The sequence below is a fragment of the Novosphingobium sp. APW14 genome, assembly GCF_032337075.1.
GTDB lineage: Bacteria > Pseudomonadota > Alphaproteobacteria > Sphingomonadales > Sphingomonadaceae > Novosphingobium.
The window spans coordinates 174397-185940 of sequence record NZ_JAVYAB010000006.1; the positions used below are offsets into that span (position 1 = coordinate 174397).

12 protein-coding genes and 2 tRNA genes are annotated in these 11544 nt (G+C 63.5%); 11 read left to right on the forward strand and 3 right to left on the reverse strand.

Going from position 1 to position 11544, the window contains the following annotated elements:
- Window positions 1-95: 95 nt before the first annotated feature.
- A complete protein-coding gene (locus RQP55_RS09600) occupies window positions 96-233 on the reverse strand; it encodes a hypothetical protein (protein ID WP_315609966.1) in 138 nt (45 codons plus the stop codon).
- A 111-nt stretch (window positions 234-344) separates the two neighbouring features.
- Here RQP55_RS09600 and RQP55_RS09605 point away from each other — a divergent pair.
- Window positions 345-419 (forward strand) — tRNA-Thr (locus RQP55_RS09605).
- A gap of 16 nt (window positions 420-435) precedes the next feature.
- Here the strand turns inward: RQP55_RS09605 and RQP55_RS09610 are convergent.
- Window positions 436-729: a GNAT family N-acetyltransferase gene (locus tag RQP55_RS09610; protein ID WP_315609967.1), complete on the reverse strand. Its 294-nt coding sequence runs from the start codon at window positions 727-729 to the stop codon at window positions 436-438.
- Window positions 730-786: 57 nt separating this feature from the next.
- On the opposite strand from RQP55_RS09610, the gene RQP55_RS09615 reads away from it, so the two are divergent.
- Both RQP55_RS09615 and RQP55_RS09620 read left to right on the forward strand, forming a co-directional pair.
- Entirely contained in the window at window positions 787-1782 is a 996-nt protein-coding gene (locus RQP55_RS09615; protein ID WP_315609984.1) for a threonine aldolase family protein, read from the forward strand.
- A complete protein-coding gene (locus tag RQP55_RS09620; protein ID WP_315609968.1) occupies window positions 1779-2672 on the forward strand; it encodes a DMT family transporter in 894 nt (297 codons plus the stop codon). The genes RQP55_RS09615 and RQP55_RS09620 overlap by 4 nt, the downstream gene beginning before the upstream one ends.
- Here the strand turns inward: RQP55_RS09620 and RQP55_RS09625 are convergent.
- Window positions 2643-3434 (reverse strand): SDR family NAD(P)-dependent oxidoreductase, encoded by a 792-nt coding sequence (locus RQP55_RS09625; protein ID WP_315609985.1) that lies wholly within the window; start codon window positions 3432-3434, stop codon window positions 2643-2645. The two genes, RQP55_RS09620 and RQP55_RS09625, sit on opposite strands and share 30 nt — an antisense overlap.
- Window positions 3435-3527: 93 nt before the next feature.
- Between RQP55_RS09625 and pepN the strand changes: the two genes are divergently transcribed.
- From pepN to RQP55_RS09665, 8 genes are all read left to right on the forward strand, one after another.
- Window positions 3528-6134: an aminopeptidase N gene (gene pepN / locus RQP55_RS09630; RefSeq protein ID WP_315609969.1), complete on the forward strand. Its 2607-nt coding sequence runs from the start codon at window positions 3528-3530 to the stop codon at window positions 6132-6134.
- Window positions 6127-6900, forward strand: a complete 774-nt coding sequence (pgeF, locus tag RQP55_RS09635; protein WP_315609970.1) for a peptidoglycan editing factor PgeF — start codon at window positions 6127-6129, stop codon at window positions 6898-6900. The genes pepN and pgeF overlap by 8 nt, the downstream gene beginning before the upstream one ends.
- A gap of 210 nt (window positions 6901-7110) precedes the next feature.
- Window positions 7111-7677, forward strand: coding sequence for a ubiquinol-cytochrome c reductase iron-sulfur subunit (petA, locus tag RQP55_RS09640; protein WP_315609971.1), 567 nt, complete (start codon window positions 7111-7113; stop codon window positions 7675-7677).
- Window positions 7678-7688: 11 nt separating this feature from the next.
- Window positions 7689-8966 carry a cytochrome b/b6 gene (locus RQP55_RS09645; protein ID WP_315609972.1) on the forward strand — a complete coding sequence of 426 codons (1278 nt, stop codon included), beginning with the start codon at window positions 7689-7691 and terminating at the stop codon, window positions 8964-8966.
- A 23-nt stretch (window positions 8967-8989) separates the two neighbouring features.
- Window positions 8990-9805, forward strand: a complete 816-nt coding sequence (locus RQP55_RS09650; RefSeq protein ID WP_315609973.1) for a cytochrome c1 — start codon at window positions 8990-8992, stop codon at window positions 9803-9805.
- Window positions 9806-9963: 158 nt separating this feature from the next.
- Window positions 9964-10037, forward strand: a tRNA-Gly gene (locus tag RQP55_RS09655).
- Between the two features lie 202 nt (window positions 10038-10239).
- A complete protein-coding gene (locus RQP55_RS09660) occupies window positions 10240-10905 on the forward strand; it encodes a tyrosine-type recombinase/integrase (RefSeq protein WP_315609974.1) in 666 nt (221 codons plus the stop codon).
- The coding region (locus RQP55_RS09665) for a hypothetical protein (RefSeq protein ID WP_315609975.1) at window positions 10892-11544 on the forward strand (653 nt) is incomplete at its 3' end. The genes RQP55_RS09660 and RQP55_RS09665, both read left to right, overlap by 14 nt.

Below are 11544 nucleotides of genomic sequence, written 5' to 3' on the forward strand. Positions count from 1 at the left end.
CGGCCTCCCAGTTATTGTACCCTGAGGGAGGCCGGATGGGGGAGCGGGCCGGTGCAGAAACCGCCGTGTGGCGGAAAATGAACGTGCCTTCGCCCCTAGCGGTGGTCCGGGTCTTTGGGAAGGGGCGGATTCTCTCCTGCAAGCGCGCGCGCCTGGTCCTTGCGCCGCCGCAAGTTTTCCCGCAGCTTCGCGGCCAGGCGCTCCTCGCGGGTCAAGGCGGCTTTCTTGGACATCGGCAATCGCATTGCGGTAACAGGCTGGCGCTTGACAAAGCAAGGGGGGGCAGCCAATAGCGCGCCCCTGCCCGGGCCGGCCTTAGGTCGATCGGGCGGAACGAATGGTTGGCTGCTGTAGCTCAGTGGTAGAGCGCATCCTTGGTAAGGCTGAGGTCGGGAGTTCAATCCTCCCCAGCAGCACCATTCGAACTTCCGCCAGTCACGTTGCCAGCAAATCACCCCATTCCGGGTGACGCTTGAACTGTGCGGCGACATAGCTGCACACCGGGTCGATCTTGAAGCCGTGCGTGCGGGCATCGGCAATTAGCGCCTCGACCAACTTTGCCGCGACCCCCCGACCACCGATTTCCGGCGGAACCACCGTGTGCTCGGCGACGCGGACATTGTCTTTCATAACCCAGGTCAGCCGCCCGATTGCCGCTGCCTCGATCACTTGGGCGCGGTATTCGCCGACATGATCCGATCCGTGGCGGGTGATAGTTACTTCGGCCATATCCTGCTCCTGATGCTTGACGGCGCGTCTGGTCGCCATATTGCGCAAGGTATGGCCATGCAGTTCCTCTCCGACAATGCCGCCTCGGTCCATCCCGCGTTGTGGCGCGCGATGCAGGCGGCGGATGCCCCCGATTCGCCCTATGATGGCGACGCGCTAAGCAAGCGCCTGGATGAGGCATTTGGGCAAGTCTTCGGCCGCGATTGCGCGGTGCTGTGGGCGGCGACGGGAACGGCGGTGAACTGTCTGGCGCTGGCAACGATGGTCCAGCCGCACGGCGGGGTGGTGTGCCACCGCGAGGCCCATATCGAAATGGATGAAGGCGGGGCGCCCGGGTTCTATCTGCATGGGGCCAAGTTGATGCTGGCCGAAGGCGAGGGGGCAAAACTGACGCCGCAGGCGATCGCAGCCGTAATCGATCCGATCCGCAATGATGTTCACCAGGTCCAGCCGCACGCGGTCTCAATCACCCAAGCCAGCGAGTATGGCCGGGCCTACCAACCGGATGAGATAGCCGCCCTTGCCGGGTTGTGCGCCGAACGCGGCCTGCCGCTTCATGTTGACGGCGCGCGGTTCGCCAATGCCGTCGCCTTCCTGGGCTGCACCCCGTGGGAAGCCTGCCAGGGCGCAGCGGCGCTGAGCTTTGGCATGATCAAGAATGGCGGGATGAGCGCCGAGGCGCTGGTGTTTTTTGACTGCGGACTAGCCGATGTTGCCCGCTATCGCCGCAAGCGCGCCGGGCACCTGCAATCGAAAGGCCGCTACCTTGCCGCCCAGCTGCTTGCCATGCTGGACGGTGACCTGTGGCTGGACAACGCCCGGCACGCCAACGCCGCTGCGCAGGAACTGGCCCGCGCTGCGCAGGGCCGCCTGCTTCACCCGGTCGAGGCGAACGAGGTGTTCCTCCGCGTGACCGACCCCGAGCGCGAGGCGCTGCGCGCGCAAGGCTTCTCTTTCTATGACTGGGGCGATGATGCTGCACGGTTGGTCACGGCCTGGAACAGCCCGGACGAACACGTCGCCGCGCTAGCCCGCGCGATCGCATCGCTGTGAGTGGCGTTTCGCTGACCCCGCGCTCGATCGCGGTCTTCGTGTTTCTGGCACTGGTCTGGGGATCAACCTGGCTGGTGATCAAAGATCAGATCAGCGCGGTGCCGTCCGCCTGGTCGGTGGTCTGGCGCTTTACCCTGGCGGCTACGGTCATGGCTGGCTTCGCCTTGCTGCGCGGTGAACGGCTGCGGTTGACGCAGCGCGAGCAAGCCGTGGCGATTGCCATGGGAATCTTCCAGTTCAGCCTCAATTTCCAGCTGATCTACCGGTCAGAGCATTACCTGACCTCGGGCCTGGTCGCCGTGGTTTTCGCGCTCATGATCGTGCCCAATGCAGTGCTGGCGCGGCTGGTGCTGGGGGCGGCGCTTACCCGGCGCTTTCTTGCCGGTTCGGCCATCGCCCTGGCGGGCATCGCCTTGCTGATGCTCCATGAATACCGGATTGCCCCGCCGGGCAGCGGCGTGACGACGGGGGTGCTGCTGGTGACGGGCGCAATCCTTTCCGTCTCGGTCGGCAACCTGCTGCAGGCCACGCAAACCGCGCGCGGTGTGCCGGTGGTGTCGCTGATGGCCTGGGGGATGATCTGGGGGGTGTTTGCCAGCGCGGCCTATGCCATCCTTTCGGTCGGTATGCCGGTCCTCGATCCGCGTCCGGCCTACCTTGCCGGGATCGCCTACCTCGGGATCGTGGGTTCAGCGCTCACCTTTCCGCTCTATTCGCAGCTGATCCGCGAATGGGGGCCAGGGCCGGCGGCGTATAACGGGGTTGCCGTGCCGGTCGTGGCAATGATCCTCTCGACCCTGTTCGAAGGCTATCAGTGGAGCGTGCTGGCCGGCGCCGGCGCAGTGCTGGCCATGGCTGGGCTATTGGTTGCCCTGTCGGGCCGCAAGTAAAGCGGCCATCCCTTCCCGATACGTCGGATAGCGCGGGTTCCAGCCCAGTACCCGCTTGGCCTTGCGGTTCGCCACCCGGCGGTTCTCCGCATAGAAGGCGCGCGCCATGGGCGAGAGGCCGGCCTCATCCAGCGATTGTAGCGGTGGCTGCGGCAGGCCTAGCAGCGCGCAGGCATGCTCGATCACTGCGTTCTGGCTGCAGGGCTGGTCGTCACTGATGTTATAGGCTCCTGCCGGGCCATCAAGCGCGAGCACAGCGGCGCTGACGATATCGTCAACATGAACCCGGCTGAACACCTGGTCGGCCAGGTCGATCCGGTGGGCCTTGCCTTCCTGCACCCGATCCAGCGCCGAGCGACCCGGGCCATAGATCCCCGGCAGCCTTAGCACCCGCGCGCCGCGCGCCAGCCACTCGGCATCGGCATCGGCCCGCGCGGTGCGGCGGCCAGTGCCGATGGGCGCGCTTTCATCGACCCAGGCCCCGCCGGTATCGCCATAGACCCCGGTCGAGGACAGATAGGTCAGCGGCTTGCTCGCCAACGCGTCGCCATAGGTCATCAGGACCGGATCGCCATCGGCGCCGGGCGGGACCGAGGACAGCACCTGGTCCGCATCGACCAGTGCCATCCGCACCGAACCGGCATCGTCGAACCGCAGCGTCCCGGCACTGCCGGTCGATATCACTTCCCAGCCGCGTGCGGCCATTACGGCGGCGAGGCGGGCGGCGGTATAACCCAGGCCAAAGATGAACAGTCGCGGCATGATCATGCCCATGCCGCCGGGTTCGGACGAAGTCGAGCCACGTTGTAACGCGCACGGCTCGACTTCGCGGTCAACACCCGGATAAGAAGGGGGATGGACGCCATTTCAGCCCCCCCCGTCGCCCCGCCCGTCATCCGTCGTGAGGATTACCAGCCACCCGCTTGGCTTGTTCCCGAAATTATTCTCGCCTTCAATCTTGGCATCGAACAGACGCGGGTGATCGCGACGCTTAAGGTCCGTCGGAACGGCACCGACCGGACCTTGCGGCTGAATGGCGATGGGATTGCCGCCGAAGCGGTGCTGGTCGATGATGAGCCCAGCTTGGCCTGGCGGATGGACGGCGCCGATCTGCTCGTCGAGCTGCCGGGTGAGAGCCACGAGGTGTCGATCGCCACGCTGATCAATCCGGCCGCCAATACCCAGCTGATGGGTCTCTATGCCTCGAACGGCATGCTCTGCACCCAGTGCGAGGCCGAAGGTTTTCGGCGGATTACCTTCTTTCCCGACCGCCCCGATGTGCTGTCGGTTTATACTGTCCATATGCAGGGACCGAAGGCACTGTTCCCGGTGCTCCTCTCGAACGGCAATTGTATCGAATCGGGTGAGGGCCACGGGCAGGGCATGCACCACGCCACCTGGCACGACCCCTGGCCCAAGCCCAGCTACCTCTTCGCGCTGGTCGCGGGCGATCTCGTTGCCAACCACGATACCTTCACCACGATGAGCGGCCGCACGGTTGATCTCAACATCTGGGTGCGTGACGGTGATCAGGACCGGACCCATCACGCGATGAAGGCGCTGAAGGATTCGATGCGTTGGGACGAGGAGGCCTTCGGCCGCGAATACGATCTGGACCTGTTCAACATCGTCGCCGTGTCAGACTTCAACATGGGGGCGATGGAGAACAAGGGGCTGAACGTCTTCAACACCCGCTACATCCTCGCCGACCCCGACACCGCAACCGACATGGACTATGACGGGATCGAGGGCGTGGTTGCCCACGAATACTTCCACAACTGGTCAGGCAACCGCGTCACCTGCCGGGACTGGTTCCAGCTTAGCCTCAAGGAAGGCTTCACCGTGCTGCGCGACCAGCTGTTCAGCCAGGACATGGGGAGCGAACCGGTCAAGCGGATCGAGGATGTGCGCGTGCTGCGTTCGGCGCAGTTTCCGGAAGATTCCGGCCCATTGGCGCATCCAATCCGGCCTGATGCCTTCCAGGAAATCTCCAACTTCTACACTGCCACGGTCTACAACAAGGGTGCAGAAGTGATCCGGATGATGCGCACGCTGGTGGGGCCGGAACGGTTCCGCAAAGGCTGCGATCTCTATTTTGATCGCCATGATGGCGAGGCGGCGACCTGTGAGGACTTCATCAAGGCGATCGAAGAGGGGGCCGGAATTGACCTTGCCCAGTTCCGCCTGTGGTACAGCCAGGCCGGCACGCCCAAGGTCACTGCGCGGCTGAGCCATGAAGGCACCACGGTCCGCCTGACCCTGTCGCAAGAGGTGCCGGCCACGCCCGGCCAGCCGGACAAGCAACCGACGGTCATCCCGCTGCGGATCGCGCTGTTCGACCGCAAGACCGGCCAGCATCGCGGTGAACAGATTGTGACCCTGAATGCCGCGCAGGCTGAGCTAAGCTTTGCCGACTTCGCCGAAAAACCGGTCCTTTCACTCAATCGTGGCTTCTCGGCACCGGTCAATATCGATGTCGATAGTTCGGCGGCAGACCTGCTGTTCCTGGCGGCCCATGATGACGATCCCTTTGCCCGTTACGAGGCGCTGCAGCAGCTGGTGGTCCAGCACCTTGTTGCCGCGATTGGTGGCGGCATGCTGTGCGATGCCGAACGCCAGGGTGGGCGCGCGGCAATCGGGCAGGCGATGGCGGCGGTCATGGCCGACCCGGCGCTGGATGATCTGATGCGTGGCGAGCTGCTGGCCTTGCCGGGTGAGACTTACCTCGCTGAACAGTTTGAGCACGCCGATCCCGGCGCGATCCGGGCCGAGCGCGAAGGCTTGAAGGCCTGGCTTGGTGCCGAACTGCAGGATCAGCTGGCAGCCCTCCATGCCCGTGCCAGCGCAGTGCCCTATAGCCTCTCGGCCGAGGCGCGCGGTGCCCGCAAGGTCAAGACCCAGGCGCTGGTCTATCTCGCCGCGGGGGTGCCTGAGCTGGCGGCCGAGCTGGCGACGGCGCTGTTCGATGCCGCAGATAACATGACCGACCGGCAGGGGGCGGCCATGGTCCTGGCCGGGCTCGACACACCGCTGCGCGACGCCAAGCTCGCCGCCTTTTACCAGCGCTTCGCCGGCAACGCCCTGGTGATCGACAAGTGGTTCTCGCTGCAGGCCGGATCGCTCCATCCGCGCGTGCTTGATCAGGTCGAGGCGCTGGCGGACCATCCCGATTTCACCCTGACCAACCCCAATCGGGTGCGGGCGCTTTACATGGCGCTGGCAGCCAACCTTGGGGCATTCCACGCGGCAGACGGGCGGGGCTATCGCCTGATTGCCGACCTGATCCTGGCACTTGATTCAATCAACCCGCAGACCGCGGCACGATTTGTCGCACCGCTTGGTCGTTGGCGCCGGATTGAACCGGGGCGGGCCGGGTTGATGCGGTCCGAGTTGGAACGAATCCTGGCGGCATCCAACCTGTCCAAGGACACTTACGAACAGGTGAGCAAGAGCCTTGGCTGAGCCGGTCGAAGTCAATCGCGCCCGGGTGCTTGAAGGCCTGCCGCATGGTTTTCTGGGGCGGCGGGGCGGCGTATCAAACGGGGTGGTCGCGGGCCTCAATGTTGGGCTTGGCACCGGCGACGAGCCCAAAGCGGTAACCGAGAACCGGCGTCGCGCCGTGGCGGCGATCGAACCAGGCGCCCGGCTGGCGACGGTCTATCAGGTCCATTCCGCAGACTGCGTGATCGTGACCGAGCCTTGGCCTGATGCGGAGCGCCCGCACGCCGACGCGCTGGCAACCGACCGCCCTGGCTTGCTGCTGGGCGTAGTCACGGCCGATTGCGCGCCGGTCCTGCTGGCCGATCCGGTCGCCCGGGTGGTCGGCGCGGCCCATGCCGGATGGAAAGGCGCGGTGGGCGGCGTGACCGACGCGACCATCGCCGCCATGGAGGCATTGGGGGCGGAACGCGGGCGGATAGTGGCCGCGATCGGCCCCTGCATTGCCCAGACCAGTTACGAAGTGGATGCTGGTTTTCGCGAACGCTTCCAAGAAGCGATGGCCGACAATGCGGAATTCTTTGCTGAAGGCCGCCAGGGCCATTTTCAGTTTGATCTTGAGGGTTATGTCGTCGCCCGCCTGCAAGCCGCTGGAATCGGTGCTATCGAACCGCTTCACCTTGATACTTATGGCGATCCTGGGCGGTTCTTCTCGTTCCGCCGCGCGACCCACCGTGCCGAGCCGGATTACGGTCGCCAGATTTCGCTGATCGGACTGCCGCCACAGTGATGTGCGTAATGCATCCGATCGTGCAAAAATCGCTGTTGGCAGAGTGCGTCCTTGCGTCTATCAGGCGCGCCAAATCGACCAGTCTGTCTGCTTCGGCAGTCTGATTGGCGAGGACAGGAAGGGGGCTTCCTGGACAAGGAATTGGGTTGGAATCCCGGGCTTGCGCAAGCGAACCCGGGGTAACCGCAAAAAGGCAGGATAGGTTCAACCATGGCTGAAAATGCTGACACCGCCACGCTCGAAGGGACCCCGGCTGAGGGTGTGCGGCGGCGCGATTTCATCAACATTGCCGCAGTCAGCGCAGCTGGCGTCGGCGGGATCGCGGTCGTTTACCCGCTGGTGAGCCAGATGTCGGCCTCGGCCGACGTGCTGGCTGAAAGCTCGACCGAAGTCGATATCAGCGCGATTGCGCCGGGCCAGGCCATCAAGGCCGTGTTCCGCAAGCAGCCGGTGTTCATTCGCAACCTGACCCCGGCCGAAATCGAAGAGGCCAACAAGGTTGATGCCGGTTCGCTGCGCGATCCGCAGACTTTGGCCGAACGCACCAAGGAAGGCCATGAAAACTGGCTGATCACCATGGGCGTCTGCACCCACCTGGGCTGCGTGCCGATGGGCGCGGCCGAAGGCGAAGTGAAGGGCGAATTTGGCGGGTACTTCTGCCCCTGCCACGGTTCGCACTATGATACCGCCGCACGCATCCGCAAGGGTCCGGCTCCGAAGAACCTGATGGTTCCGGACTATGAATTCACCTCCGACACTGTCGTGAAGATCGGCTGAGGGCACCCGACATGAGCTTCCCCTGGGCAAACGAATATAAGCCAAGCCACCCGCTGATGGTGTGGATGGACGAGAAGCTGCCGCTTCCCCGTCTGGTCTATGGCGCGGTTGGCGGCGGCTACGAAGTCCCGCGCAACCTGAACTATTTCTGGAACTTCGGCTTCCTTGCCGGGCTCTGCCTGATGATCCAGATCGTCACCGGCGTGGTCCTGGCGATGCACTATGCGCCGAACACTCTGGTCGCCTTTGATTCGACCGAGCACATCATGCGCGACGTCAACTGGGGCTGGCTGATGCGCTATGCCCACGCGAACGGGGCTTCGGCCTTCTTCGTGGTGGTCTACCTGCACATCTTCCGCGGCTTCTATTACGGTTCGTACAAGGCCCCGCGCGAGATGATCTGGCTGCTGGGTGTCGTGATCTTCCTGCTGATGATGGCCACGGCCTTCATGGGTTATGTGCTTCCCTGGGGTCAGATGAGCTTCTGGGGTGCGCAGGTGATCACCGGCCTGTTTGGCGCCATCCCGCTGATCGGCGAGCCGATCCAGCACTGGCTGCTGGGTGGTTTCGCTCCGGACAACGCTGCGCTGAACCGCTTCTTCTCGCTCCACTTCCTGCTGCCCTTTGTGATCCTGGGCGTGGTGATCCTCCACGTGTGGTCGCTGCATATCCCGGGTTCGTCGAACCCGACCGGCGTCGAAGTGAAGGACAAGAGCGATACCGTGCCGTTCCACCCGTATTACACGGCGAAGGATGGCTGGACGGTTGGCCTGTTCATGGTCCTGTACAGCGCGGTGGTGTTCTTCGCCCCGAACATGCTGGGCCACCCGGACAACTATATCCCGGCCAACCCGATGCAGACTCCGGCGCACATCGTTCCTGAATGGTACTTCTGGCCGTTCTACGCGATCCTGCGCGCCTTCACCCAGGACTTCCTGTTCATGCCGGCCAAGCTGATGGGCGTGCTGGCGATGTTTGCGGCGATCCTGGTTTGGTTCTTCCTGCCCTGGCTTGACCGTTCGCCGGTGCGTTCGGCCAACTATCGCCCGCTCTACCGCAAGTTCTTCTATGCGCTGGTCGTGGCGATGGCGGTGCTGTTCTATTGCGGCGGCGCCCCTGCTGAAGAACCCTATGTGATGCTCAGCCAGATTGCTGCGCTTTACTACTTCGCCCACTTCCTGATCATCGTGCCGATCGTCTCGTCGATCGAGCGGCCGGATCCGCTGCCCTATTCGATCACCGAATCGGTGCTGGGTCCCTCCACTGCACTTGGCACCGCCAAGGCCTAAGCGAGACGGAAAGAGACTGAACAATGATCCGCATCCTCTCACTCCTGGTCGGCGCCTTCTTCACGGTGGTTCTCGGCTATTCGTTCACCCGCGGTGCCTATACTGCGGCGACCGAACCGCATGCCCTGACGGCTGAAAAGGTCTTCCACCTCAAGCCCAAGGAATTGCACCTTTCGAGCGACGGCCCATTCGGCAAGTTCGATCGCCAGCAGCTGCAGCGTGGCTTCAAGGTTTATGAAGAAGTCTGCGCCGCCTGCCACAGCATCAAGCATGTCGCCTTCCGCGACCTTGCTGCGCTGGGCTACAACGAAGCCGAGATCAAGGCGATCGCCGCCAAGTCGACCGTGGCTGGCAAGGACCCCCTGACCGGTGAGGTCAAGGACCGTCCGGGCCTGGCCAGCGATTACTTCCCGCCGGTGGTTTATGCCGGCCTTGGCCACCCGCCGGATCTTTCGCTGATGACCAAGGCTCGCCACGATGGTGCGGCCTATGTCTATTCGCTGCTGACCGGGTATCAGGCCCAGCCGGCCGAACTTCTGAAGAAGTTCCCGGAAGCCAAGACGGGTGAGGGGCTGCATTACAACCCCTATTTCCCCAACCTGAACCTCGCGATGCCGGCTCCGATCACCAGCGAAGGCCAGGTGACCTACAGCGATGGCACCAAGGCTACGGTTGACCAGATGTCGAAGGACGTTGCCGCGTTCCTCGTCTGGACGGCTGAGCCGAAGCTGGAGAACCGTCACCAGACCGGTTTCTGGTGGATTGGCTTCCTGATCTTCGCAACGGTGCTGGGCTACATGGCCTACCGCAACATCTGGGCGGAAAAGAAGGGCCACTAAGCCTTTCCCGTCGCGCAAGCTGAAAGACGCCCCTTGCCCGCCGGCAGGGGGCGTTTTTCATTTCCAGACCAGAGATTGCGCCTGCGCTGCCACCGAGGGAATTGACGGAAGCGCCCAAGCTGGCGCATAGGCGAACGCGCAACGGCCCTTGGGCCTGAGCGGGTATAGCATAGTGGTAATGCTCCAGCCTTCCAAGCTGGCTAGAGGGGTTCGATTCCCCTTACCCGCTCCACTTTCCTGACCGCTGACGTTCGCCCATGTCTGGAAAAACTCCCAGAAATCGCTATATTCGTCGCCTGACTGACCGCTCGCGTTCGATGTCGTTCGCCTGCAATCACCTCGCAATGGGGGCCACATAGGGGGCCAGCGGTGCAGTGCTTGATTTGGGTGGCCCCCACTTGGGGGCCATTCTTGGCGAAAAGGCGCGATGGACCATGGCCCTGACAGACGTAGCGATCAAGAATGCGAAGCCGCGCGCAAAGCCTTACAAACTGGGCGACGGAGGCGGACTGTTCCTTCTGGTCCAGCCATCTGGGGGGAAGCTCTGGCGGTTGAAGTACCGGGTGGATGGCCGCGAGAAGAAGCTGGGGATTGGGACCTACCCTGAAGTGAGCTTGGCCGAAGCCCGGAAGCGCCGTGATGACGCACGGGAGTTGCTGGCAGCTGGAAAGGATCCGTCACGCGAGAAGCAGCGCGATAAGGTCCGGTCCCGCTTGCAGGCTGACAATACCTTCACTGCCATTGCCAGGGAGTTCTGCGACAAGCGCAAGCGCGACGGTGACAAGGCTTGGTCAGCGGCTACGGCTAAACGCAGCGAATACCTCCTGTCGTTGCTCGATAGGTCGATTGGCCGAATGGCCATCAACGAGATCGAACCGCCAGACGTCCTTGCAGCCATCCGCAAGATCGAAGCCAAGGGCAACCTGGAAAGCGCGCGCAGAACCCTCCAACTGGCCAGCGCCGTGTTCCGTTACGCTGTCGCAACGGCGAGGCTTACCTCTGATCCCACGCGCGATCTGCGTGGCGCGCTGACCGCACCCACTGTCACGCACTACGGCGCAATCACTGACGCCAAGCGGGTCGGAGATGCGCGCCAGTAATGACGATGCCTGCAGCACGGCCAAGGCCAAGAGCCTGTCGGGCGCGGCCAATGCCAACCAGTCGGGCGGGCAGGTCAAACTCGACTACACGAAGCTGCTGAGCGAGTGCGGCAGCCGCAACCAGGTCTTTGCCGACTTCGGGCTGACCTATTCGAAGCTGGGCGGCAATTGGAACTCGCGGATGTTTGCGAGCCTGCGTTACGAGCGCCGGATCGATGCCGATCTGACTTTGGGTGCATCGCTTATGGCCTCTCAGGCCAGCGATACGCTCACTGGGTTCACCAACAGTTCGATCTCGGATGAAACCCTGCAGCTGAGCCTCTATGGCCGCTACGCAATCAGCAACAAGCTGCGCACCGGGGCCTTCGCTGGCTATGGTCAAGGCTGGTATGACTTTGGCCTGGCGGAAAGCGATGGCTTCGCGCTCGATGGCACCATGACCGGCAAGCGCCAGGTCTATGGCTGGATGCTGAGCGGTGACTTCAACATTGGTGACACGGTCGTGACCACCGATGTGATTGTCTCGCATGCTCGCGAAAAGCTTGGCTCGGCCACGCTGGCAGCGCGCTACCAGGGTGAAAGCCGCTCGGGCATCGCGCTGGCGGTCGGCTCGGTCGACACGACCCGGATCAGCGTCCC

Coding starts and splice junctions, on each gene's coding strand:
- RQP55_RS09600 (WP_315609966.1), bottom strand. CDS start 233: ATGTCCAAGAAAGCCGCCTTGACCCGCGAGGAGCGCCTGGCCGCGAAG.
- RQP55_RS09610 (WP_315609967.1), bottom strand. CDS start 729: ATGGCCGAAGTAACTATCACCCGCCACGGATCGGATCATGTCGGCGAA.
- RQP55_RS09615 (WP_315609984.1), top strand. CDS start 787: ATGCAGTTCCTCTCCGACAATGCCGCCTCGGTCCATCCCGCGTTGTGG.
- RQP55_RS09625 (WP_315609985.1), bottom strand. CDS start 3,434: ATGCCGCGACTGTTCATCTTTGGCCTGGGTTATACCGCCGCCCGCCTC.
- pepN (WP_315609969.1), top strand. CDS start 3,528: ATGGACGCCATTTCAGCCCCCCCCGTCGCCCCGCCCGTCATCCGTCGT.
- petA (WP_315609971.1), top strand. CDS start 7,111: ATGGCTGAAAATGCTGACACCGCCACGCTCGAAGGGACCCCGGCTGAG.
- RQP55_RS09645 (WP_315609972.1), top strand. CDS start 7,689: ATGAGCTTCCCCTGGGCAAACGAATATAAGCCAAGCCACCCGCTGATG.
- RQP55_RS09650 (WP_315609973.1), top strand. CDS start 8,990: ATGATCCGCATCCTCTCACTCCTGGTCGGCGCCTTCTTCACGGTGGTT.
- RQP55_RS09660 (WP_315609974.1), top strand. CDS start 10,240: ATGGCCCTGACAGACGTAGCGATCAAGAATGCGAAGCCGCGCGCAAAG.